The organism is Streptomyces sp. NPDC005151 (assembly GCF_053599875.1).
In genome coordinates, this window is record NZ_JBSFYR010000048.1 from 1 (window position 1) to 22,446 (window position 22,446).

The window sequence follows — 22,446 nt, forward strand, 5'->3', positions numbered from 1 at the left end:
GGGAGACCCCATCCGAGGGCCTTCCGGCGCCTTGGAATCGCACGCACCAGACCGCGTCCGCTTTCCGATCGAAGGTCACCCGACAGGCTCTGAGCGATGCTCCCACCGTCGTACGTCCGGTCAGTACCCGAGTGACAAACCAGGGAGAGCCTTGCAGACACGTCACATATTCCATGCGGTCGACTCACACACCGAGGGCACGGCACCATGTCACAGTGCCCGGCGGAGAACTGCTGATCATGCCCGCCACCACCCAGCACGTGACCGGAGTGAAGATCGCCGGAGTCGCCCCCGGGAACCCGGCACGCGACCTGCCCCGGATCACCGGAAGCTATCTGCTGCTCGACGGCCCCACCCTGCTGCCGCTCGCCCTGCTCGACGGGGCCGCGCTCACCACGCTGCGCACACCGGCCGTGTCAGCACTGGCGATCCGCCACCTCACCGGGCCCGTCCTGCGTCATCTGGTGCTCTTCGGGACCGGCCCCCAGGCGTACGGACACGTTGCCGTGGTGCTCGCGGAACGGCACGTCGAACGCGTCACCGTGATCGGCCGTACCCCGCACCGGGTCGCCGCACTGGTCGAGCACGCCCGCCAACTCGGCGTGAACGCCCGTGCGGGTGAGGAGCACGGGGCCGGGGAGGTTGCCACGGCAGATCTGGTGCTCTGCTGCACCACGTCCGCCACTCCGCTGTTCGACGGCATGCTCGTACCGGACGGGGCGACGGTTGTCGCGGTCGGCTCGCACACCCCGGATGCCCGGGAGGTCGACACCGCTCTCGTGTCACGCTCCGCCGTGATCGTCGAATCGAGGGCGGCGGCTCTGTCGGAGGCGGGCGATCTGCTGATCCCGATGGCGGAACGAGCCTTCAGCGCCGAGGACATCACCGGCAACCTCGCCGACCTGGTGACCGGTCGGATCCCCGACGAGAAGGTGGCTCCCTTCGAGCGTCCCCGGTTCTTCAAAAGTGTCGGAATGGGCTGGGAAGACCTGGCGGTCGCCGCGGCGGTGTACCGTAACTCGGCGCCCTGACCACGTTGTCCACAGGCCGGGAACGGCGGGCCTCAGCGGAAACACACCACTGTATTCTGAGGGCCCGTACGGCGCTGGAGGAACAAAATGGCCCGCCTGACGACGCTCGGCGCCATCTCGGCGCAAGAGCACTTGCGCGACCGAGTGGCGAACGCCCTCAGAGCGGCCCTGATCGCCGGGGACCTCCGTCCGGGCATGATCTACTCCGCACCCGCGCTCGCCGCCGAATTCGGCGTGTCCGCCACCCCGGTCCGTGAGGCCATGCTCGACCTGGCGCGTGAGGGCTTGGTCGAAGCGGTCCGCAACAAGGGCTTTCGGATCACTGAGCTGACCGATCAGGACCTCGACGACTTCACGGAACTCCGGGCCATGATCGAGGTCCCCACCGTCGGCCGCATCGCCCGGATGGGCAAGACCAGGGAGCTGAAGGCGCTGCGGCCGCTCGCCCTGGCGATCGTTGCCGCCGCTGCCGAGCACGACATCATCGGCTATCTGGAGGCCGACCGTCGCTTCCATCTCGAACTGCTCGGACTGGCCGGTAACCGCAGGCTGGTGGAGGAAGTCGGCAACCTGCGCAAGCGATCGCGACTCTTCGGGCTGAACCGACTTGCCGCGAATGGACAGCTGGTCACATCGGCCGAGGAGCATGTGCAACTGCTCGACCTTCTGATCGCCGGTGACGCCCAGCGAGCCGAGACCTGCATGCTGGCCCATATGTCACATGTCAGGTCGCTCTGGGCCGAGGAGGAGGGCGACAACACGGGCGCGGGAGGCGTCCGGATCAGAACGGTGACGTCGTAAGAGGAGACGCGGATGTCCGCAGACAGCGGGGTATCGGGGGCCGAGTAGGAACGGAAGCTCGGCACAGCTCCGCTGGAGCTCGGAGGCTTTCAGCCGTTCCGCATCGCGGGTGCCAGGTTCGCGCCGGGCTCCGCAGCGTACGCATTCTTCGATACGGGACTTGGCGATGCAGTTGCGGCAGACTCGCTGCCCGTCAAGCGGCTTGTCGATGCGGACAACCCGGGAGAGGGACTGGGACATGGGCATTGCTCCTCATCAGTCCCCACGCCGTCGAGAGCTTCGAGGGCGTCACTGTCTCCACCCGGGACTGAGCGCCTTCGGACGCACGGCAACGGCCGGCCGGTGAAGCGGTGATCCCGCTCCACCGGCCGGCCGGACCGTACCTCGGCGGCTCACATCAGCCGTAGTGTGCCGGGCGCCGTTCCGCTCGTCAGGGCGTCCACGAGCAGGTCGAACAATGTCGGTCCCCGCCCGGCCAGGGCGTCGTCGAGCCGCCGCTGGACCGCGGGTCGGTTGGTGGGGTGTACCCGGCTCAGGCTCTGTCGCAGATACCGCGCCGTCTCCTCGTGGCCCAGGGCCTGTGCGGAAAGAGCGTGGTCCCGCCACTCGAAGACGAAGTCGCCGTCGTCCGGAGTTCCCATCCCGCCGCCGAGACAGTCCGCGAAGGCGTCGAAGTTGCGGCCGAAGTAGCCGCCGGGACCGTTCACCGCCTCGCCGATCACCTGCCAGAATCGCTCCAGGCCGGTGACTTCGGAGCCGTCGATCACATAGGTCACGGTCATGGGCGCAGGGTAACTCCTCGGTGGTCCGGAGATCCGCGCCGCAGGTGGGGGGGCTACGGCGCGGATCGGACCGGAGGGGTGGAGCAGACTTGCGTGTGCGGGCCGCCGGGACTCAGCAGCCGTAGTCGACGAGGTCGAACGTCGCGTAGTGGTCGGCGGTGTAGTAGTCCTCCTGGGATGCCTGGCCCGTCACGATCCGCCGCGCGCCGCGTGTCGGGGAGCCCGGGGTGATGACCGTGTACTCGTGGTAGTAGCCGGTGCTCCGGCTGGGCAGCACGCCTTCACGGTTCTGGAAGACGACGCCGTCCTGCGAGTATGGGAAGGGTCCGCCCGCCTCGATCAGATCGAGGGTGTCGTGCGCCTGGGACGGCAGGTCCGAGTAGCAGATGCTGCCGACCGACGTGGCCGCGGCGGTGGCGGACGCCGTGACCGGGCCGCCGACGAAGAGGACGGACAGGAGGGCGGCGACGCCGCCGAGCATGGTGATCCGTGGGGGGATTCGCATGTCCACCATGATGACGCGCGTAGACATGGTCACGTCAACGCCAACCCGTGTGAATGTTTTGGAAGTTAGACCGAACGGCCATTGGGGGGTGGGCGAAGGAGCGGGGCTGGGGTGCGTGCATCGCAAGGCGGAGGATTGAGCCATGGTGATTGACGACAACGCCGCGAGGTGCGTGCCCCAGCCCCGTGACGCCACCCCCCAATGGCCGTTCGGTCTTAACCGGACCGGTGTGAATGCCACAGCCGTGTGTCACGCGAATCCGGAGTGCGCCCGCCCCCTGTGCACATATTGATGAGTCGACAAGCGTGACAGCCCCTGTGTGGGGCATGCATCCCGGGAGGATGTTCGACGAGAAGGGGGCGATCGACTGTGCACGCGGGGGAGACGATGGAGCGTCAGAACGATGTTCAGCTGCGCCGCAGACTGGCTCGCACCGACCTGTCGGCCGTGGCCGAAGTGCGGTGTGCGCTGAGGGAGTTCCTGCGATATCGATGGCAGGAGGATTCCGTCGAAGTGGCGGAGCTCCTGCTCAGCGAACTGGTGACCAACGCACTGGTCCACACGGATCACGGAGCCGTCGTCACTGTGAACGTGACGCCGGCGACGTTACGCGTCGAGGTCCGGGACTTCGTCCCCGGACTGCCCATGTCGTACGTACCGAACGCCGACGACGGTACGCACGGCAGGGGACTGGTCCTGGTGCATGCTCTCGCGGACGCCTGGGGGGTGACGGCGCACGCGCTGGGCAAGGTGGTCTGGTTCGAGCTGGAAAGCGAAGGGCGCACCTGAGCGACCCCTCGTGCCCTTGCCCGAACGGGTGGTTGCGCGGACGTCTGTCCGTACAGCCACCCGTGGCGCTCAGCCGAACTGCTGCTCCAGGTCCTTGAGTTTCCGCTCCAGCGAGTCGAGCCGGGGCAGGGTCTGGGTGTCGTCCTCGGCGGTGAGATCGACGGTCCTCGGGTCGCTCGTGCTCCGGTCCGAGGCGGCCTTCGAGCTCGTGCCGTTCACGGCTTGCAGGGATGGCCGGGGGCGCAGAGGAAGCTGTCCGGGCTCCGCTATGGCGGGCTCCACGACGGACTGCGAGGAGCCCGTGGCCGGGGCGATGGACTGGACGTCGACCTGGGCGCCGCCCCGGCCCCCCCGGCTCCAGGCGCGGTTCTGCCGGTTCAGCGCCTTGATGTGGGACCGGTCCAGCTTCTCCTGGTCCTTCCTGCGGAGACGGTTCTGCTCCTTCTCCCGCCGGTCCTCGCGCACCTCGTCGACCGCCTCGTCCAGCGTGCGTACGCCTTCGAGGAGCATCAACGACCAGGCGCCGAAGGTCTCCCGGGGTGCGCGCAGCCACCGTACGATCCGGATCTGCGGCAACGGACGGGGCACCAGGCCCTGTTCGCGCAGTGCCGCACGGCGGGTCTGCTTCAGCGCCTGGTCGAAGAGCACTGCCGGCGACAGCGACATCCCCGCGAAGAACTGAGGGGCGCCCGCGTGGTCGATGCCGCGCGGCGCGTGCACCCAGTTGAACCAGGCCGCCGCGCCGGCGAAGGTCCACACCAGCAGACGTGAGCCGAGCGCCGCGTCACCATGACTGGCCTCGCGCACCGCGAGCACGGAACAGAACATCGCGGCCCCGTCGAGGCCGAACGGGACGAGGTACTCCCAGCCGCCGGCGAGACCGAGGTTCTGCTGCCCGAAGCCGACCAGCCCATGAAAGGAGAGCGCGGCGGCGACCGCCGCGCAGCAGAACAGCAGTACGTACGAGGCGGTGGCGTAGAGCGCCTCCTTGCGCCTGCGGCGTTCCTCGCTGCGTTCCCAGCTGTCGTCGGCCGCGGACGAGTCAGCGACGCGCTTCCCGCGCGCGACCTTCGCCACCGCCGCCGTGACCCCCCACGAACAGCACAGCGCTCGGCAGGAGCCAGTTCAGCGATATGTCGGTCAGTCTCATGCGCGGTCCCTTGCATCGCGTTAGGGGTTTCGGGCGCCATAGTGGCGGAATTCCCAACGAGCCCAGGGGGTTTCGGGGCAAGAGAACGCCATTGGGGTGGCGGGGCATACGGATAGGTGCGTTCCTGTCGAACTGCCGTCTGTGGCAAGCGAGTTGTGTTCGATTTGTGCCACTCGTGCGATCGGTGCGGATCAGGGTGCGGGCGTCAGTTTCCGCACCCGGTCGGTGTCGCACGTACGCGGACAGGTGACGCAGGTGTCCTCGGGCCGCAGCGTGTAGAAGAGGCAGCAGCTGGTGCGGTCGCGCGTGGGCAGCGACTCGCCGTTCGGTCCGGTCAGTTCACGGAAGCCCGCCGTGCCGACGTACGGCTTCGTGGTGCCGGGCAGGAGCGCCTCCAGCTCGGCCATTGCCCGCCGCTCCTCGCCGAGCAGATGTGCGATGTACCAGAGGCCTTCGACGATCTCGTCCGTCGCCATGCCCCACAGCACCCTCCTGCCGCGGCGCATCCGGGGCCCGAAGCCGTCGAGCACCGGGCCGAGGTGTTCGGCCACCGCCGCAAGCACCTCGGCCCGCAGGGCGGCCTCGTCCGCCACCACCCGGGCGCCCGGCAGTGCGGCCGCCGGATCGTCCGGCAGGCACGCGAACTCCCTCACGCGTACGGTCAGATGGCCCAGGGCCCGCTGGAACGCGATGTCCTCGACGGGGATCCGCGGCACCCTGCGGTGCAGGAACCACGGTACGGTCACCAACAGACAGGCGGGCCAGGCGTAGCGGTGCAGTCCGAAGCCGGCGACCACGTCGGGGCGGGCCTGCTGTCCGTAGTCCCGAAGCACCTGCGCGTTGTCCCAGGCGAGAAACGTGTCCAGGGCCGCGCCGCCGGCCGCGAGCTCGTCCGCGCCCACCCAGCCGGCGCCGGACGGGGTCGTCCCGCCGTCCCCGAGAACCTCGGCACGCAGCCCAGGGAAGACGTCGGTCAGGCGGGCGTACGCGTCCGTCACGGCGGACAGCGAGGTGCCGGGGAGCAGGGTGGGGAGGGTCATGCAGGGACCACCGAATCGCGATCGTTTGCACGTAAGCCTTACCTTACCCGAACTGATCGGTGTTTGAACTGCGGCCTCGTCCGCTTATCGTGCACAACGGGCATGGCGCATGCGAGCCGGCCCACGGCCGGCCGAGGAGGTCCGAGTGGAGCAGGGCAGAGCGCGTGAGCAGGTGCGGACGCCGTACACGTCCGCCGCGTCCTTGTCCGCGACCACGCCGCCGTCGGTACCCACCGTCCGGATGCCGGAACAGGCGCGCGGCAATCAGCCATCTGCCGAGCGGGCCGGTGCCGAGCCGGTGCGTGGCGAGCACACCCACAGCGAGCCGCCCGCGCCCCGCGTCGTGGTGCAGCGGCACTCCGTACGCGGCCAGATCCTGGACGCCCTGCGTGCCGCTCTCGTCGACGGCGAGCTGTTGCCCGGGCAGGTCTACTCCGCCCCGGTGCTCGGCGCCCGCTTCGGCGTGTCGGCGACGCCGGTCCGTGAGGCGATGCAGCAGCTGGCCATCGAGGGTGCCGTCGAGGTCGTGCCGAACCGCGGCTTCCGGGTCGCCGAGCGCGGCCCGCAGGAGCTCGCCGAGCTGGCCGAGGTGCGCGCGCTGATCGAGGTGCCCGTCATGCTGCGGCTGGCTCGCACCGTGGCGCAGGCCCGCTGGGCCGCCCTGCGCCCGCTGGCCGAGGCCACCGTCGCGGCCGCCGCGGTCGGGGACCGGGCGAGCTACGCCGAGTCCGACCGCGCCTTCCACCGTGCGGTCCTCACGCTCTCCGGCAACCAGCAGCTCGTGATGGTCGCCGACGATCTGCACCGGCGCTCCCAGTGGCCCCTGCAGAACAACCCGGCCACCCGCCGCGCCGATCTGCTCGCCGACGCCGCGGAGCACACCGCGCTGCTCGACGCGCTGATCGCCCAGGATCTCGCCGTCGTGCAGTCGCTCGTACGCGAACACTTCGCGGGCGCGGACCGCTGACACCACGGTAGGGATCGCCGTCACTTCCACGGACCGCTGTGGCTACCCTGTGCCTCTCATCGCATGATCGTTCTTGAGGGGGCGGGATGGTACGGAACCGGGGACCGTGGTCGGTGTCCGGGCTGGTGGTGGCGGTGCTGGGACTGGTGCTGGCCGCGGCGGGCTGTTCGCACGAAGCCGAGTCCGGGAAGCCCACCAGGGAGCCTTCCGGGACGCCCGCTGCCGCGACGCCGACGACGAGCGCGAGCCCCGGCCGACCACCTTCCGGGCCCGCCGGGCCTTCGCCGACGCACTCCGCGCCGTCGGCTTCCGCTCCGGTCGCGGTCTCCGTGCCGCCGACGAGGAAGCCCGCACCGCCGAAGTCCCCGGTGACGCCGCCCCGGCGCGACAGCAGCGGGCAGGACGGAAAGCCCGCCGCCGCGGTGCCGCAGAACCCGAACCGTGGCCCGAACCCGCCGCCCGCGCCGCCCCGTCCGACGCCGACCCCCGAGTGGAGCGACGCGGGATGGCAGCCCGGCGATCCGGTCGAGGACCGTACCTGACGGCCCTCCGCGGCGGACCCGTGCTCACGGCCTGCCCCGCGGTGGGGAGTGGGCTCCCGGCGCCCTGCGACTCCGCTTGCGGCGTTGTCGTCGGTCACCGACGCTCCGCGTCGACTCCGTCCTCCGCCTTGCCATCGAAGCCGCATGACGCCGCTCGCTGATCCACTCCCCATCGCGGGGGAGGCCGTCAGTTCGCCTCGGCCGTTCCGGGCGCCGGCGGCTCCAGGTGCGGGGCCAGCCAGGTCGGTACGCCGCCCAGGAGGCGGAAGAGACGCCCCGCCTCGGCGCGCAGCCGTGCCGCCGCCTCCGGTTCCGGTTCGGTGTCCGCCAGAGCGATGAGCGCCGGGGCCGTGCCGACCAGATAGCCCAGCTTCTCCCTTATCCGCAGCGACTCGGCGAACCCGTGCCGGGCCTCGGCCAGTTCGCCCTCGCGCAGCGACAGCAGCGCCAGGTGACGCCAGGTCGAGGAGAGCAGCAGCTCGTCGCCCTGAGCCGTCGCGCCGGCGTGCGCCCTGCGGTACGCGGCACGGGCGGCCTGCGGCGAGTCGGCGATGTTCTGCGCGATCAGGCCGCGGCGGAAGTCGAGCAGCGGACGGCCCGGGGCCGCGGGGGAGAGCAGGGCGGCGGACCGGCTCAGCGCGACCCGGGCCTCGTCGGCCCGGTCCCGTACCCCGAGGAGGGTCGACGAGTATGCCAGATGGCCGCGTTCGCAGGCAGCGGCGCCGCGCTCGGCGTCGTCGTGGGCGAGGGCCTCGGCGGTGCGCAGGGCGTCCTCGGCGTCGGTCCAGCCATCGCCGGTGTACAGGCACCGCTCGATCAGCAGCGCCGTCCGCTGGAGCGCCGCGGCCGGGTCGGTGGCGGCGTCGTGATCGAGCAGCGCAGCGGCGTCCGTCCAGCAGGCGCGTGACCGCAGCCGCCATACCGCTGTCTGGAGCGGCGGATCGTCATCTGCTGTCGTTCCGGAACCAGACATGGCGGTATACGCCACATTGCCCTCCCCGAGCGCGCCATTGAGCTGTTGAGGACCTGTCCTCGAACCGGGGCACGACCCAGGTTCGAAGACAGGCATTGAGTCTGGCGGCATCTCAGCACGGAATGGCACGCCGGGCCAAGGGGTCAGGTGAATGAATTCACAATCGGCCGGTGGCGGGGAGGGCTGTGGTAGACGCGTGGAGTCAGCTCATACGCAGGGCGAGGAAGAAATCGAGCTTGTCCTCGAGGCGCGAAAGGTCACGCCCCGTCAACTGCTCGATTCGCCCGACCCGGTAGCGCAAGGTGTTGACGTGCAGATGCAATCGGGCCGCGCAGCGGGTCCAGGAACCGTCGCAGTCCAGGAACGCTTCCAGGGTCGGGATCAGTTCGGCCCGGTGGCGCCGGTCGTAGTCGCGCAGCGGGTTGAGCAGCCGTGCGGTGAACGCACGGCGCACATCGTCCGGGACGAACGGCAGCAGCAGGACGTGCGAGGCAAGCTCGTGGTGGCCGGCCGCGCAGACCCGGCCCGGACGGGCCGCCGCCACCCGGCGGGCGTGCCGGGCCTCCTCCAGGGCGCCGCGCAACCCCTCGGGGGAGTGCACGGCGGCGCTGACACCCAGTGTCAGGCGGCCGTCGTCGGCGAGGCCTGCGGAGAGCGGTTCGCGGACGGCGGCGAGCAGCGCGTCGGCGTGCAGCGCCGGGTCGTCCTTGGCGCCGGCCGCGGCGTCCCCGGCGTCCGGGTTCTCGGCGTCCGTGAGGTCCGGCACCGGTGCGGCGACAGCGGGCAGCGGTACGAGGGCGACCGCCTCGTCGCCCGTGTGCGCGACCGCGATCCGGTCGGCGGAGTCGGGGCCGGTGACCGCCGGGTCGACCAGGATCTCCTCCAGCAGCGCCTGGGCGACGGGGCCGCCCGCGATGGCGGATGTGCCCGTGGAGCCCGGGGCGCCCTCCACGTCCCAGTCGACCCGGGCGACGACGACCTGCCAGTGCGGGGCGGTGCCGAGACCGGGCAGCAGGACCGGGGCGGCGACCCGCAGCCTGGCCGCGATCTCGGTGGGCGCGGCGCCCGTCTGGACCAGCTCCAGGACCTCCTGGGCGAGCCTGCGGCGTACCGTGCGGGCCGCGTCGCGCCGGTCCCGTTCGACCGCGATCAGCTGGGTGACGCCCTGGAGCAGATCCAGCCGGGCAGCCGGCCAGTCGCTCGCGTCGGCCTCCACCGCGAGCAGCCAGTCGGAGAGGACCGACTCGCGGACATCGCGGGACGCGGGGTCGGCACCCCTGCCCGTGTTCCGGATCGGGAACAGCGAATATGTGGTGCCGTCGACCGTGGCCCGGTGCGGACCCCGGCGGCCGGTGCGGGTGGCGGCCAGATGGTGGCCGGCCAGCACCGCGCCGACGGGGCCGGGCAGCGGCGCGCCGGCGCCCGCGATCTGCCGGCCGGTGGGGGAGAGCACCCAGGCGTGCAGGTCCAGGTCCGAGCCGAGCAGATCAAGGACCACCTCCGGGCCGCCGCCGGCCGGACCCGAGGTCATCAGCCGGCGGTGCCGGTCCACGACCGCCGCCAGGTCGCCCGCCCGCTCGCTGGACACCTGGCGCACCACATGCTCGGTGATCGTTGCGAACGCGACGGTCTCATGGACGGCGAAGAGGGGCAGCCGGTGCCGCCCGCACGCCTCGACCAGATCGTCGGGGATGTCACCGAGCTCCGCCTCGCCGGCCGCGAGTCCGGCGACCCCGGCGCCCACCAGGATCCGTACGAACGGCTCCGAGTCCGCCGCGTCCCGGCGCCACGCCAGGCCCGTCAGGACCAGCTCCCCGCCCGCCAGGTAGCGGCTCGGGTCCCGCAGGTCGGTGGTCATGACACCGCGGACGGACCGGTCGAGCTCGTCCTCGCCACCGAGCAGCCGCAGGCCCAGCGCATCGGTTTCCAGCAGTGCGCGCAGCCGCATCTCGTTGCCGCCGATCTCTTTCGTTGGTGCGGGTGAAAACTGGGTAATGCGGTGAGGTTACTGATCCCCGCCATTCGTTCGAATCTACAAGACGAGGACGGCGGCCAGCCAACTCCTTCGTGGTTTCGGTGACTGCACCGTGTGGAGTCCCGGTTGTGTACTGGGCCGCACAACGCGTCAACAGCACATGAACAAGCCGATCGAGGGCCGGCCGTCCCCAGCCCCAGCGAACGACCCGAATGAGAAGAAGAGAGCCACTCATGGACTTCCTTCGCCCCGCCAGCTGGGAGGAGGCGCTCGCCGCCAAGGCCGAGCACCCGACGGCTGTGCCCATTGCGGGCGGCACCGATGTGATGGTCGAGATCAACTTCGACCACCGGCGGCCCGAGTACCTCCTGGACCTGAACCGCATCGGTGAGCTGTCCGAGTGGGAGGTGGGCCAGGAGAACGTGCGGCTCGGCGCCTCCGTGCCGTACAGCCACATCATGGAGCACCTGCGGGCCGAGCTGCCCGGTCTGGCGCTCGCCTCGCACACCGTCGCATCCCCGCAGATCCGCAACCGCGGCGGCGTCGGCGGCAACCTGGGTACCGCGTCGCCCGCCGGTGACGCCCACCCGGCCCTGCTCGCCGCGGGCGCCGAGGTCGAGGCCGAGTCCGTACGCGGAACCCGGATGATCCCGATCGACGCCTTCTACACCGGCGTCAAGCGCAACGCCCTCGAACCGGACGAGCTGATCCGGGCCGTGCACATCAAGAAGGCCGACGGGCCGCAGCAGTACTCCAAGGTCGGCACCCGCAACGCGATGGTCATCGCCGTGTGTGCCTTCGGCCTGGCCCTGCACCCGGAGACCCGCACGGTCCGTACCGGCATCGGTTCCGCCGCCCCGACACCCATCCGGGCGAAGGAGGCCGAGGAATTTCTGAACGCCGCGCTCGAAGAGGGCGGGTTCTGGGACAGCCGCACGATCATCACACCGTCCATCGCCGCGCAGTTCGCCACGCTCGCCGCCGGCGCCTGCAACCCGATCGACGATGTGCGCGGCACCGCGAGCTACCGCAGGCACGCGGTGGGGATCATGGCCCGCCGCACCCTCGGCTGGACCTGGGAGTCGTACCGCGGCAACGGCCGCAGCACCGAAGGAGCTGCCTGATCATGCGCGTCAATTTCACGGTCAACGGCCGTAAGCAGGAGGCCGACGACGTCTGGGAGGGCGAGTCCCTCCTCTACGTGCTGCGCGAGCGGATGGGCCTGCCCGGCTCCAAGAACGCCTGCGAGCAGGGCGAATGCGGCTCCTGCACGGTCCGCCTGGACGGCGTTTTGGTCTGTTCCTGTCTGGTTGCCGCAGGTCAGGTGGAGGGCCGCGAGGTCGTCACCGTGGAGGGCCTCGCCGACTTCGCCGCCCACCGCTCCGAGGCGCACCCCGGCAGTGGCTGTGCCTCCGGCGCCTGCGGGACCACGCTCGACCAGGCCCGCCGGTGGGAGGCCAAGCCGACCGGTAAGCAGCCCCGGGACACCGGTGAACTCTCCCCGATCCAGCAGGCGTTCATCGACGCGGGCGCCGTCCAGTGCGGCTTCTGCACCCCCGGTCTGCTGGTCGCCGCCGATGAGCTGCTGGAGCGCAACCCGGAGCCGTCCGACGCGGACATCCGCGAGGCGCTCTCCGGCAACCTCTGCCGCTGCACCGGCTACGAGAAGATCCTCGACGCGGTCCGCCTCGCGGCCGCCCGCGCGGAAGAAACGGTCTGACGATGGGTGTTACCGGCTCCCCCACGAACATCAACCAGGGCACCCGCACCAAGGGCGGCATCGGCGAGTCCACGCTCCGCCCCGACGGCATCCTGAAGGTCACCGGCGAGTTCGCGTACTCCTCGGACATGTGGCACGAGGACATGCTCTGGGGCCATACGCTGCGCTCCACGGTCGCGCACGCCGAGATCGTCTCGATCGACACCTCCGAGGCGCTGGCCACCTCCGGCGTCTATGCCGTGCTCACCTACGACGACCTGCCGACGTCGGTGAAGAACTACGGCCTGGAGATCCAGGACACCCCCGTTCTCGCCCATGGCAAGGTCCGTCACCACGGCGAACCGGTGGCGCTCGTGGCCGCCGACCACCCGGAGACCGCCCGCCGCGCCGCCGCGAAGATCAGGATCGACTACCGTGAGCTGCCCGTCATCACCGACGAGGCCTCCGCCACCGCACCCGACGCGATCCTCATCCACGAGGGACGCGACGACCACCACGCCGGGCACGTCCCGCACCCGAACATCGTCCACCGCCAGCCCATCGTCCGCGGTGACGCGGACGCCGCCGCGGCCCGCGCCGATGTGATCGTCAGCGGCGAGTACGTCTTCGGCATGCAGGACCAGGCCTTCCTCGGCCCCGAGTCCGGTCTGGCGGTCCCCGCCGAGGACGGCGGTGTCGATCTGTACGTCGCCACGCAGTGGCTGCACTCCGACCTCCGCCAGATCGCCCCCGTCCTCGGCCTGCCCGCGGACAAGGTCCGCATGACGCTCTCCGGCGTCGGCGGCGCCTTCGGCGGCCGCGAGGACCTGTCGATGCAGATCCACGCCTGCCTGCTGGCGCTCCGCACCGGCAAGCCGGTCAAGATCGTCTACAACCGGTTCGAGTCCTTCTTCGGACACGTCCACCGCCACCCCGCGAAGCTCTGGTACGAGCACGGCGCGACCCGCGACGGCAAGCTCACCCACATGAAGTGCCGCATCGTGCTGGACGGCGGCGCCTACGCCTCCTCCTCCCCGGCCGTCGTCGGCAACGCCTCCTCGCTCTCCGTCGGCCCGTACGTCATCGACGACGTCGATATCGAAGCGATCGCGCTCTACACCAACAACCCGCCGTGCGGCGCCATGCGCGGCTTCGGCGCGGTCCAGGCGTGCTTCGCCTACGAGGCGCAGATGGACAAGCTCGCCGCCGAACTGGGCATGGATCCGGTCGAGTTCAGACAGCTCAACGCCATGGAACAGGGCACCCTCCTGCCGACCGGACAGGTCGTCGACTCACCGGCCCCGGTCGCCGAGCTGCTGCGCCGGGTCAAGGCCAGGCCGCTGCCGCCCGAGCGCCAGTGGGAGGTCGCCGGCGAGCAGGCCGACGTACGGGCGCTGCCTGGCGGCCTGTCCAACACCACCCACGGCGAAGGCGTCGTACGCGGCATCGGCTACGCGGTCGGCCTCAAGAACGTCGGCTTCTCCGAGGGCTTCGACGACTACTCGACCGCCCGAATCCGCATGGAGGTCGTCGGCGGCGAACCGGTCGCCACCGTGCACACCGCGATGGCGGAGGTCGGGCAGGGCGGCGTCACCGTCCACGCCCAGATCGCCCGCACCGAGCTCGGCGTCGCCCGGGTCACCATCCAACCGGCCGACACCCAGGTCGGCTCGGCCGGATCCACCTCGGCCTCCCGGCAGACATACGTCACCGGTGGCGCCGTGAAGCACTCCTGCGAGGCCGTCCGCGGACGCGTCCTGGAGATCGGCCGCCGCAAGTTCGGTACGTACCACCCCGCCTGGGCCACCGCCGAGCTGCTCCTCGAAGACGGCAAGGTCGTCACCGACGGCGGCGAGGTGCTCGCCGATCTGGTCGACGTACTGGAGGACGAGGCGGTCGACATCGAGCTGGAGTGGCGCCACCGGCCCACCGAGGCGTTCGACCTGCGCACCGGCCAGGGCAACGGCCACGTCCAGTACTCCTTCGCCGCGCACCGCGCGGTCGTCGAGGTCGACACCGAACTCGGCCTGGTCAAGGTCATCGAACTGGCCTGCGCCCAGGACGTCGGCAAGGCCCTCAACCCGCTGTCCGTCGAAGGACAGATCCAGGGCGGCACCACCCAGGGCCTGGGCGTCGCCGTCATGGAGGAGATCATCGTCGACCCGAAGACCGCGAAGGTACGCAACCCGTCCTTCACGGACTACCTGATCCCCACCATCCTCGACACGCCGACCATCCCTGTCGATGTGCTCGAACTCGCCGACGACCACGCCCCGTACGGACTCCGTGGCATCGGCGAGGCCCCGACCCTGTCGTCGACCCCGGCCGTCCTCGCGGCGATCCGGAACGCGACGGGTCTGGAGCTGAACAGGACGCCGGTGCGCCCCGAGCACCTCACCGGCACCTGACCGACAGCTCCCGCCGAACTCTCCGGGCGGTGCGTGCCTCGTAGGAACGTCACACGTCCGCCGCCCGTACCGCCCGGAGAGCTCAATGCACCGCACCGCTCGCGGTGCTCGGCATCACCGGTGGCCATCAAGGCGGCCCAGGGCAGGGCCCGGGAGGCAGGCGGCTTCATGTGGGGCTCACGGTGATCTTCGTCATCTGCTTCGCTCTGCACCCGATCGAGAGCCGGCTGGGCATCAACCGGCCCCCCGCCCCTCCACACCTCGCTTAAGGAGATACGCCATGCTGGACATCGCCGAAGAGCTTCACCGGTGGGTCGGGCACGGACGCGAGTTCGCCGTCGCCACGGTCGTGGCGGTCGGCGGGAGCGCGCCCCGGCAGCCGGGAGCCGCCCTCGCCGTCGACCGCGACGGCAACGCGATCGGTTCGGTCTCCGGCGGGTGTGTGGAGGGTGCGGTGTACGAGCTGTGCCAACAGGCCCTCGATGACGGCATCACCGTACGGGAGCAGTTCGGCTACAGCGACGAGGACGCCTTCGCGGTCGGTCTGACCTGCGGCGGCATCATCGACATCCTGGTGACGCCGGTCCGCGCGGACGACCCCGCACGCCCGGTGTTCGCCGCCGCGCTCGCCGCCGCGGCGGCAGGGCGGGCGGCGGCGGTGGTACGGATCACCGACGGCCCCGCCGAACTCCTCGGCCGCCCCCAACTCGTCCACCCCGACGGTTCGTACGAGGGTGGGCTCGGCGGACACCCGGAGCTGGACCGCACCGCCGCGGCCGAGGCCCGCGCCATGCTGGACGCGGGCCGCACCGGCCCCGTCAACATCGGCACCGAGGGCTCACGCTGCGGCCGCCCCCTCGCCCTGCTCGTCGAATCGAGCGTCCCGCCGCCCCGGATGATCGTCTTCGGGGCCATCGACTTCGCCGCCGCCCTGGTCAAGGCCGGCACATTCCTCGGGTACCACGTCACCGTGTGCGACGCCCGCCCCGTCTTCGCCACGGCGGCCCGCTTTCCCGACGCCGACGAGATCGTCGTCGACTGGCCGCACCGCTACCTTGCGGCGACCGCCGTCGACGCGCGCACCGTGCTCTGCGTGCTCACCCATGACGCCAAGTTCGATGTTCCGCTGCTGGAAATGGCGTTGAAGCTCCCGGTCGCGTACGTCGGCGCGATGGGCTCGCGCCGCACCCATCTGGAGCGCAACGAACGGCTGCGCAGGGTCGGCGTCACCGAACTCGAACTGGCCCGGCTCCACTCGCCGATCGGCCTCGACCTCGGAGCACGTACCCCCGAGGAGACCGCGCTCTCCATCGCCGCCGAGATCGTCGCCGACCGGCGTGGCGGCAGCGGCGTCCCGCTCACCGGCGCACACACCCCGATCCACCACGAGGGCGGTCGGCCGGTGTCGGGCCGCATCTCCTCGGTGGCCTGATCGGCTCCCGGACCGCGACAAGGGAGATCGAACGTTTCCGGCGCCTGCTCCGTCATAGGTGTGAGAAAAGGAGCTGGGAATGGCCCGATGGCGCAGAGCCGAGTCCCCGGACCGTGGACCGACCCTTGCGGAAGCGCTGGACAGCGGAAGAGTACGGGCAGTACTCGCCCTCGGCGGCGTGCCCTGGGACGAGCTCGACGACGGAGTCCAGCAGGTACGGCTGAAGCTGATAGAGGAGGAATCGAAACGGGGGCGTCAGCAGATTAGGGAACCCGCGGCCTGGACCAGCGTCGTCGCGTCGCGGGTGGCGATCGACTGGCATCGTGCGCGCACCCGTGACGCGGGACTGCGGGAGCGGCTCGCCGGCCGATGGGAGCAGCATCCGCCCGCCGACCATTCGGAAGAACACCGGTTGCTCGCACTGACCGTCGCGCAGGGCCTGGACTCCCTCCCCCCGGCACAGCGGCAGGTACTCACCCTGCGCTTCTACGCCGACCTCACTGTCAGGGACATGGCGGGGCTGCTGGACATTCCGGAGGGAACGGTGAAGAGCCGGTTGCATGCCGCCGTCACTGCCGTGCGGGCACGGCTTCGGGAAATGGAGGTGCTCTGATATGCAGGCAGCGGACGAAGACCGCATTCGCCTGGCCTTCGGCATGATCGGGGCCGAGGCGGCGAGGGACAGCGCCGACGCGGATCGCGAACCGGTGCCGGCACCGGTCGGCCCACGGCGTCCGGCACGCCGAAAGTACCTGCCGGCGCTGATTCTTGCCGCTGTGGTCGCCGGCATCGCCCTGTCCTACGGGGCGTGGACCGACGGGTCCGGCACACCGTCGCGCAGTCCGGCGGGCCGTGAGGCGGAGGCCGGAATGACGTGGGAGGCCGTGATCCCTTGTACGCGCGTGATCGTCGAAGGCGATGTGGTGTCGGTCCGTGATGCTCCCGATTCCGGCAGGGTCATTCTGACCTTCGCCGTCGACGACTGGCTGAGGCCGGCGCAGGGCCGAGAGCGGATCGACGTCGATGTCCTGGATCCCGCGGCGGAGCCCGGCTCCGCACGCTGGAAACCGGGCGAGCATCTGCTGCTCGTTGTTTACAATTTCCGTGATCAGCAGGCAAGTTACTTCCGCGGGGATCAGATCGCGGTGACGCGAGCGGCGATCGCGCCCTACCTCAAGGAGTCCGAGGGGAAGAAATGCGAGCTCACCGGAACATGGCGTGACGCGGGAAAGTGAGCGGTTCCGGCCTGCCGTCCGGTGACCGGAGCCCGTGGTCGGCGGTTCGCGACGAGGCCCTGCGCCGAAGCGGCGCGGTTCCGGTGCCGCGGCTGAGACAGGGCTGAGCCGTACGGGCGGGGGAGATCTCACAGCCCCCGTCCCGCACGGCTCTCCTCACCTCACGGCCCAACCGGCGCCGTTGTCACGCGCTTGTGCCGTCAGTCCACCCCCGGGTCGCTGACCGGCGGGAAGTCCGCCGGCGGCTCGGGCTCCTCCTCGGCAGGATCCGAGGGGTAGGTGGCGGCGTTGTAGGCAGCGAGCCGGTCGTCCGGCGTGTCGACCGGTGAGACACCGGCGTGCGGCTGGGCGCTGGAGAGCGCCGTGGTCATGGCTGTTGCGCTCTTCCCGAGGGTCGAGACGGCGAGCGGGCTGAATTCCACATCCGAGGCCTGGAGAGTGACGCCGGCAACGCCCTGGTGCTCACCCTTGCCGATGACACCGCCGTTGTAGGGAAGTACGCCGCTGGCGCTGGTAAGACCCCATCCCTCACCGGTGCGGTATTTGGTCAGCGGAACGATGTAGGTGTTGCCCGTCTCGATCCTCGATGAATCCTGCAGTGCCATTTCGTGCTGGACACCGGCGAGCTTCGACCAGCCGGCCGTTCCGATGGTCAATTGCGCGGGGACGGGGACGGCGGGGTTGTAGTCCGGAAGCTTGGTGTTCACCCAGAGGATCGAGGTGACTTTGAGGGTGACCGAACGACCGATCATCAATTCGTCCGCAGAAAGATCGGTCTGCGTGTCCGTCACCTGCTTGTCGCTCATGGCCGTGGCCACAACCACTGCGTCGGAGAACGACACGACGTCGGACGCCGTATTTGTCGGAAGTGCGTCGCTTCCTCCGGCGAGAACGATTTTGTCTCCTGCATTCGGAGCGGACGGGCCGAGCAGCCCCCATGCCGCTCCGATCACCCCGGCGGCAACCAATCCGCTCGTTGTCAGGGCAACTCTCATATAGTTTCGCACTGTCAGCCTCGCGTATTAGTAAGTGGAGTTGATCAGTTCCTTGTTGCTGGACCCGAGATACGTGATCCCGTTCAGGGGCGTGACCATGCACGCGAGGCCGGAATTCGTGTTCTGCACACGTGGGCTCGCGTCCTGTCCGTGCGTGAGCCCACGGCGTGCCCGGTCTCGTGGCAGGCCAGGTTCGTACTGGGGGTGCTGGACTTGAAGGCGACGTAGTGCTGGTCGCACTTGCGGCTGGTCACAGCGTCATTGCACCAGGTCACACCCACGACGCCGCTCGGGAAGACGCCCCAGCTCCAGGTGGGCTTGTAGCCCGTGCTGCCGGCTGCAGGTTCCGCTTCTGCGGCCGACCGCCGCGGCCCGGCCCTTCGGGGCATCGACGCCCGTCAGTACGACCTCACTCTGGTCACCGGCGATGTCGTGCACTACACGGACGGTGTCGGGCGGCAGGACACCGTCACGGTGGACCGCCCCGACGGCGCGGTCGGCGGTGTGCATGTGCAGCAGACGGGCGACGAGGTCTACGTCCTGCCCGACGAGGCGACCCCCCTGCTGGCGGCCGGGAAGCTGGACCGCCGGCTGTTCAACGTCACGGCTCTCGCCAAGATGGGGTACGACGACAAGAAGACCGGCGGCATCCCGCTGATCGCCACCTACCCGGCGAGCAAGGCCCGCACGCTGCCCGCCGCGCCCCGCGGTGCCGAGACGGTCCGTCAGCTCGACAGCATCCACGGCGTCGCGCTGAAGGCCGACAAGGACGCCGCCCGCTCCTTCTGGAACGACATCGCGCGTACGCCCACCGCGCGCTCCCTGGACAACGGCATTGCCAAGCTGTGGCTCGACGGCCGCGCAGAGGCCTCGCTCAAGGACTCGGTGCCGCAGGTGAACGCCCCGCAGGCATGGGCCGAGGGGTACGACGGCAAGGGCACCAAGGTCGCCGTCCTCGACACCGGCATCGACCCGACCCACCCGGACGTCAAGGACCGCATCCTCGACTCCAAGAGCTTCGTGCCCGGCGAGGAAGTCCTCGACAAGAACGGCCACGGTACGCACGTCGCCTCCACCATCGCGGGCTCCGGCGCCGCGTCGGACGGCGTCAACAAGGGAGTCGCCCCGGGTGCGGACCTGATCATCGGCAAAGTTCTCAGCAACGAGGGCTCCGGCGCGGACTCCGGGATCATCGCCGCCATGGAGTGGGCGAAGGCCGAAGGCGCCGACGTCGTCTCGATGAGCCTCGGCTCCAGCATCCCGGACGACGGCACCGATCCGATGTCGCAGGCGGTCGACACCCTCTCGGCGGACGGCGGTCCGCTGTTCGTGATCGCCGCCGGCAACGCGTACGGCGCGGGAACCATCGGTTCGCCCGGCTCTGCCGACAAGGCGCTCACCGTCGCCGCCGTCGACAAGCAGGACGGTCGCGCGGACTTCTCCTCCATGGGCCCGCTGACCCGGTCGTACGGGCTGAAGCCCGACCTGTCCGCCCCCGGAGTGAACATCAACGCCGCCGCCTCGCAGGCGGTTCCCGGCATCAGCGGCATGTACCAGGAGATGTCGGGTACGTCGATGGCGACCCCGCATGTCGCGGGCGCCGCAGCGATCCTGAAGCAGCGTCACCCCGACTGGTCGGGTCAGCGCATCAAGGACGCGCTGATGAGCTCGTCGAAGCAGCTCTCCGACTACACCCCGTACCAGCAGGGCACCGGTCGGCTCGACGTGAAGGCGGCGATCGACACGACGATCGAGGCCACCGGCTCCGTCGCCGTCGCCTCGTACGACTGGCCGCACAGCGCCTCCGACCCGGTCGCCGAGCGGAAGATCACGTACCGCAACACCGGTACCGAGGACGTCACGCTGAAGCTGGCCACCGACACGGACTCGGCCGCGTACACGCTCTCCACGTCCGAGCTCACCGTCCCGGCCGGTTCCACCGCCGACGCCGTGCTCTCGCTGAACCCGGCGAAGGTGGCGGTCAACACCACGTTCTCCGGTCAGGTCGTCGCCAAGGCCGCGGCCGGCACCACGGTCGCGCACACCGGCTTCGCCCTGAACAAGGAGCAGGAGCTCTACGACCTCACGCTGAGGCTCCGCGACCGCGCAGGCAAGCCGATGGACGGCTACGTCGTCTTCGGCGCCCTCGGCGACCTGAACCTCGGTGTCGTCGCGGTCTCCGGTGACACCACGCTGCGCCTGCCCCCGGGCAACTACACCGCCTGGACCGCCGCCGACATCGACGGTGACCGCGCGGACTCGAAGGCACTCGCTTTCCTGGCGGCGCCCGAGACGATCCTCGACAAGCCGACCACGGTCACCCTCGACGCGTCCACGGCCCGCAAGGTCAGCGTGAAGACGCCGGAGGAGACCGAGACCCGGCAGCTGCGCTACGACATGGCGCGCACCGCACCGAACGGCGTCGTCCAGCGCGACGCGTACCAGATCCCCATGACGTACGACGAGCTGTGGGCGAGCCCCACCAAGAAGGTCACGCAGGGCAGCTTCAGCTTCCTGACCCGCTGGCGCCAGGGCGAGAAGCTGATCGACCTGACGTCCGACGGCCGTGATGTGCCGGTCGCCGTCCAGGGCGGTTCCCCCGTCGCCGAGGACAGCAGCCAGGAGCTGACCGGTGTCTTCGCGGGCAACGGTGCCGAGGCCGACTACCAGGGCCTGGACGTGAGGGGCAAGGCCGTCGTGATCCGTCGCAGCGACGCGGTCGCACCGGCGGACCGACTCGCAGGCGCACGTGCCGCAGGCGCCAAGGCGCTCTTCGTCGTCAACGACGGCCGCGGTGTGGCGATGGAGCAGTACACCGAGTACGGCACCACGACCACCATCCCCGTCGCCTCGGTGCAGCGACTCGCGGGTGAGACGCTGATCCAGGCGGCCGGGCGGGGCGAGAAGCTCACTGTCACCCAGCGGAAGTTCGCCCGGTACATCTACGACCTGGTCGACCGCCACGACGGCACGGTCCCGGACCGGTCGCTCGCGTTCGCCCCGACCACCCGTCAGCTGGCCAAGGTGGAGAACACCTTCTACGGTCACACGAACGTGCTCGGCGCCGGCTACCGCTACGACGTTCCGGACTACGGCCCCGGGCTCGGATTCCGGGAGTACGAGAAGTTCCCCGGCACCCGCACCGAGTGGGTCACCCCGCTGCCCGGCGCCTCCTCCTGGTACGAGGAGCACGCCGTCTTCAACGCCACGGAGTCCGGTTTCGCGCACGAGATGCGCGGCGGGGAGGTCGACTACACGGCGGGCCGCACTTACCCCGCCAACTGGTTCGCACCGGTCACCCGCCCGCGTCTGGGCACCGGCTACTGGGGTCCGTTCCGCACCGTTTACAACGACATCCAGTTCAACTTCAGCCCGTGGTCGGACTCGGGTGCCGGCCATGCGGGCGACATGTCGGAGAACGAGTACGACACCACCAGCACCGCCTTCTACCAGGGCGACACGCTGATCAAGAAGAGCGCAGGCGGATCCGGGTTCGCCTGGGACGTGTCCGCCGCGAAGCTGCCGTACCGCTTCGTCCTCGACTCCACCCGCGACGGCGACGTGTGGAAGACCTCCACCCGCACGCACACCGAGTGGAACTTCATCTCGGGCCGGCTGGACCAGAACGGTCCGTGGCGTGCCGACCTCCCGCTGCTGCAGCTGGACTACAAGGCCGACACCGACCTCGCCGGTGACATCGAGGCAGGCAAGTGGACCGAGGTCGGTCTCTCCTCCGGTACGCAGGAGTGGCTCGACGGTGCGGTGAAGGCCAAGAAGGCCTCGCTGTCGGTCAGTTACGACGACGGCAGGACCTGGAGCGCGACCGAGCTGCGCAGGACCTCCGAGGGCAACTGGACCGCGTTGTTCAAGACGCCCAAGAAGGCCGGCGGCTTCGTCTCGATCAAGGCGCACGCCGAGGACGGGAACGGGCTCGGCATCGACCAGGAGATCATCCGGGCGTTCGGTCTGAAGTGACCTGCTGCCTGAACCGACCTGCTGACAGCCCCTCCTGAGAGTGCTCCGGAGGGCTTCGACGAGGTGGCTCCACACCCCCCGACAGGGGTGTGGAGCCACCTTTCCTCATGCCTCCGGTCACCTCGCCGACAGGTGTCCGGCCCCCGG

At 70.2% G+C, this 22,446-nt stretch carries 18 protein-coding genes and 1 pseudogene; 12 read left to right on the top strand and 7 right to left on the bottom strand.

The window, feature by feature from the left end; translation table 11 throughout:
- The first annotated feature begins 173 nt into the window (after nucleotides 1-173).
- Nucleotides 174-1,031, top strand: a complete 858-nt coding sequence (locus ACWD6R_RS23905; protein WP_451820559.1) for an ornithine cyclodeaminase family protein — start codon at nucleotides 174-176, stop codon at nucleotides 1,029-1,031.
- An 87-nt stretch (nucleotides 1,032-1,118) separates the two neighbouring features.
- Nucleotides 1,119-1,832, top strand: a complete 714-nt coding sequence (locus tag ACWD6R_RS23910; RefSeq protein WP_451820560.1) for a GntR family transcriptional regulator — start codon at nucleotides 1,119-1,121, stop codon at nucleotides 1,830-1,832.
- 392 nt (nucleotides 1,833-2,224) lie between these two features.
- Here the strand turns inward: ACWD6R_RS23910 and ACWD6R_RS23915 are convergent, their stop codons facing one another.
- Entirely contained in the window at nucleotides 2,225-2,614 is a 390-nt protein-coding gene (locus ACWD6R_RS23915; RefSeq protein WP_451820561.1) for a barstar family protein, read from the bottom strand.
- A gap of 112 nt (nucleotides 2,615-2,726) precedes the next feature.
- Complete coding sequence (locus ACWD6R_RS23920) at nucleotides 2,727-3,119, bottom strand: ribonuclease (protein ID WP_451820562.1); 393 nt, start codon at nucleotides 3,117-3,119, stop codon at nucleotides 2,727-2,729.
- Nucleotides 3,120-3,506: 387 nt separating this feature from the next.
- Between ACWD6R_RS23920 and ACWD6R_RS23925 the strand changes: the two genes are divergently transcribed.
- Nucleotides 3,507-3,908, top strand: a complete 402-nt coding sequence (locus ACWD6R_RS23925) for an ATP-binding protein (RefSeq protein ID WP_451820563.1) — start codon at nucleotides 3,507-3,509, stop codon at nucleotides 3,906-3,908.
- Nucleotides 3,909-3,977: 69 nt separating this feature from the next.
- On the opposite strand, the pseudogene ACWD6R_RS23930 reads toward ACWD6R_RS23925, so the two are convergent.
- A pseudogene (locus ACWD6R_RS23930) lies at nucleotides 3,978-5,058 on the bottom strand (DUF2637 domain-containing protein).
- Nucleotides 5,059-5,249: 191 nt separating this feature from the next.
- Nucleotides 5,250-6,098: a (2Fe-2S)-binding protein gene (locus tag ACWD6R_RS23935; RefSeq protein ID WP_451820564.1), complete on the bottom strand. Its 849-nt coding sequence runs from the start codon at nucleotides 6,096-6,098 to the stop codon at nucleotides 5,250-5,252.
- A gap of 145 nt (nucleotides 6,099-6,243) precedes the next feature.
- Here ACWD6R_RS23935 and ACWD6R_RS23940 point away from each other — a divergent pair, with 145 nt between their 5' ends.
- Both ACWD6R_RS23940 and ACWD6R_RS23945 read left to right on the top strand, forming a co-directional pair.
- Complete coding sequence (locus tag ACWD6R_RS23940; protein WP_451820565.1) at nucleotides 6,244-7,065, top strand: GntR family transcriptional regulator; 822 nt, start codon at nucleotides 6,244-6,246, stop codon at nucleotides 7,063-7,065.
- A gap of 86 nt (nucleotides 7,066-7,151) precedes the next feature.
- Nucleotides 7,152-7,607: a hypothetical protein gene (locus tag ACWD6R_RS23945; protein WP_451820566.1), complete on the top strand. Its 456-nt coding sequence runs from the start codon at nucleotides 7,152-7,154 to the stop codon at nucleotides 7,605-7,607.
- Nucleotides 7,608-7,794: 187 nt separating this feature from the next.
- Here ACWD6R_RS23945 and ACWD6R_RS23950 read toward each other — a convergent pair whose 3' ends face one another.
- Entirely contained in the window at nucleotides 7,795-8,580 is a 786-nt protein-coding gene (locus ACWD6R_RS23950; protein ID WP_451820567.1) for a hypothetical protein, read from the bottom strand.
- Between the two features lie 202 nt (nucleotides 8,581-8,782).
- Nucleotides 8,783-10,528, bottom strand: a complete 1,746-nt coding sequence (locus tag ACWD6R_RS23955) for a PucR family transcriptional regulator (protein WP_451820568.1) — start codon at nucleotides 10,526-10,528, stop codon at nucleotides 8,783-8,785.
- A 260-nt stretch (nucleotides 10,529-10,788) separates the two neighbouring features.
- Between ACWD6R_RS23955 and ACWD6R_RS23960 the strand changes: the two genes are divergently transcribed.
- The 6 genes from ACWD6R_RS23960 to ACWD6R_RS23985 all read left to right on the top strand — a co-directional run bounded on the left by ACWD6R_RS23960 (nucleotide 10,789) and on the right by ACWD6R_RS23985 (nucleotide 17,329).
- A complete protein-coding gene (locus ACWD6R_RS23960) occupies nucleotides 10,789-11,679 on the top strand; it encodes an FAD binding domain-containing protein (protein ID WP_451820569.1) in 891 nt (296 codons plus the stop codon).
- Between the two features lie 2 nt (nucleotides 11,680-11,681).
- Nucleotides 11,682-12,275 carry a (2Fe-2S)-binding protein gene (locus ACWD6R_RS23965; RefSeq protein WP_451820570.1) on the top strand — a complete coding sequence of 198 codons (594 nt, stop codon included), beginning with the start codon at nucleotides 11,682-11,684 and terminating at the stop codon, nucleotides 12,273-12,275.
- A gap of 2 nt (nucleotides 12,276-12,277) precedes the next feature.
- On the top strand, nucleotides 12,278-14,662 hold the full coding sequence (locus ACWD6R_RS23970; RefSeq protein WP_451820571.1) for a xanthine dehydrogenase family protein molybdopterin-binding subunit: 2,385 nt from the start codon (nucleotides 12,278-12,280) through the stop codon (nucleotides 14,660-14,662).
- A gap of 280 nt (nucleotides 14,663-14,942) precedes the next feature.
- The gene (locus ACWD6R_RS23975; RefSeq protein WP_451820572.1) at nucleotides 14,943-16,094 is read left to right on the top strand and encodes an XdhC family protein; all 1,152 of its coding nucleotides are present in this window, start codon (nucleotides 14,943-14,945) and stop codon (nucleotides 16,092-16,094) included.
- A 79-nt stretch (nucleotides 16,095-16,173) separates the two neighbouring features.
- Complete coding sequence (locus ACWD6R_RS23980; RefSeq protein ID WP_451820573.1) at nucleotides 16,174-16,707, top strand: RNA polymerase sigma factor; 534 nt, start codon at nucleotides 16,174-16,176, stop codon at nucleotides 16,705-16,707.
- A gap of 1 nt (nucleotide 16,708) precedes the next feature.
- A complete protein-coding gene (locus ACWD6R_RS23985) occupies nucleotides 16,709-17,329 on the top strand; it encodes a hypothetical protein (protein ID WP_451820574.1) in 621 nt (206 codons plus the stop codon).
- 200 nt (nucleotides 17,330-17,529) lie between these two features.
- On the opposite strand, the gene ACWD6R_RS23990 is transcribed toward ACWD6R_RS23985, so the two are convergent.
- Nucleotides 17,530-18,135, bottom strand: coding sequence for a hypothetical protein (locus tag ACWD6R_RS23990; RefSeq protein WP_451820575.1), 606 nt, complete (start codon nucleotides 18,133-18,135; stop codon nucleotides 17,530-17,532).
- Nucleotides 18,136-18,651: 516 nt separating this feature from the next.
- Between ACWD6R_RS23990 and ACWD6R_RS23995 the strand changes: the two genes are divergently transcribed.
- Nucleotides 18,652-22,299: a S8 family serine peptidase gene (locus ACWD6R_RS23995; RefSeq protein ID WP_451820576.1), complete on the top strand. Its 3,648-nt coding sequence runs from the start codon at nucleotides 18,652-18,654 to the stop codon at nucleotides 22,297-22,299.
- Nucleotides 22,300-22,446: the final 147 nt, after the last annotated feature.

Excerpts from the sequence above, each read along its gene's own strand:
- ACWD6R_RS23905 (WP_451820559.1), top strand. The coding sequence starts at position 174 with ATGCGGTCGACTCACACACCGAGGGCACGGCACCATGTCACAGTGCCC.
- ACWD6R_RS23910 (WP_451820560.1), top strand. The coding sequence starts at position 1,119 with ATGGCCCGCCTGACGACGCTCGGCGCCATCTCGGCGCAAGAGCACTTG.
- ACWD6R_RS23915 (WP_451820561.1), bottom strand. The coding sequence starts at position 2,614 with ATGACCGTGACCTATGTGATCGACGGCTCCGAAGTCACCGGCCTGGAG.
- ACWD6R_RS23920 (WP_451820562.1), bottom strand. The coding sequence starts at position 3,119 with ATGCGAATCCCCCCACGGATCACCATGCTCGGCGGCGTCGCCGCCCTC.
- ACWD6R_RS23925 (WP_451820563.1), top strand. The coding sequence starts at position 3,507 with ATGGAGCGTCAGAACGATGTTCAGCTGCGCCGCAGACTGGCTCGCACC.
- ACWD6R_RS23935 (WP_451820564.1), bottom strand. The coding sequence starts at position 6,098 with ATGACCCTCCCCACCCTGCTCCCCGGCACCTCGCTGTCCGCCGTGACG.
- ACWD6R_RS23945 (WP_451820566.1), top strand. The coding sequence starts at position 7,152 with ATGGTACGGAACCGGGGACCGTGGTCGGTGTCCGGGCTGGTGGTGGCG.
- ACWD6R_RS23950 (WP_451820567.1), bottom strand. The coding sequence starts at position 8,580 with ATGTCTGGTTCCGGAACGACAGCAGATGACGATCCGCCGCTCCAGACA.
- ACWD6R_RS23955 (WP_451820568.1), bottom strand. The coding sequence starts at position 10,528 with ATGCGGCTGCGCGCACTGCTGGAAACCGATGCGCTGGGCCTGCGGCTG.
- ACWD6R_RS23960 (WP_451820569.1), top strand. The coding sequence starts at position 10,789 with ATGGACTTCCTTCGCCCCGCCAGCTGGGAGGAGGCGCTCGCCGCCAAG.
- ACWD6R_RS23965 (WP_451820570.1), top strand. The coding sequence starts at position 11,682 with ATGCGCGTCAATTTCACGGTCAACGGCCGTAAGCAGGAGGCCGACGAC.
- ACWD6R_RS23970 (WP_451820571.1), top strand. The coding sequence starts at position 12,278 with ATGGGTGTTACCGGCTCCCCCACGAACATCAACCAGGGCACCCGCACC.
- ACWD6R_RS23975 (WP_451820572.1), top strand. The coding sequence starts at position 14,943 with ATGCTGGACATCGCCGAAGAGCTTCACCGGTGGGTCGGGCACGGACGC.
- ACWD6R_RS23980 (WP_451820573.1), top strand. The coding sequence starts at position 16,174 with ATGGCCCGATGGCGCAGAGCCGAGTCCCCGGACCGTGGACCGACCCTT.
- ACWD6R_RS23985 (WP_451820574.1), top strand. The coding sequence starts at position 16,709 with ATGCAGGCAGCGGACGAAGACCGCATTCGCCTGGCCTTCGGCATGATC.
- ACWD6R_RS23990 (WP_451820575.1), bottom strand. The coding sequence starts at position 18,135 with ATGAGCGACAAGCAGGTGACGGACACGCAGACCGATCTTTCTGCGGAC.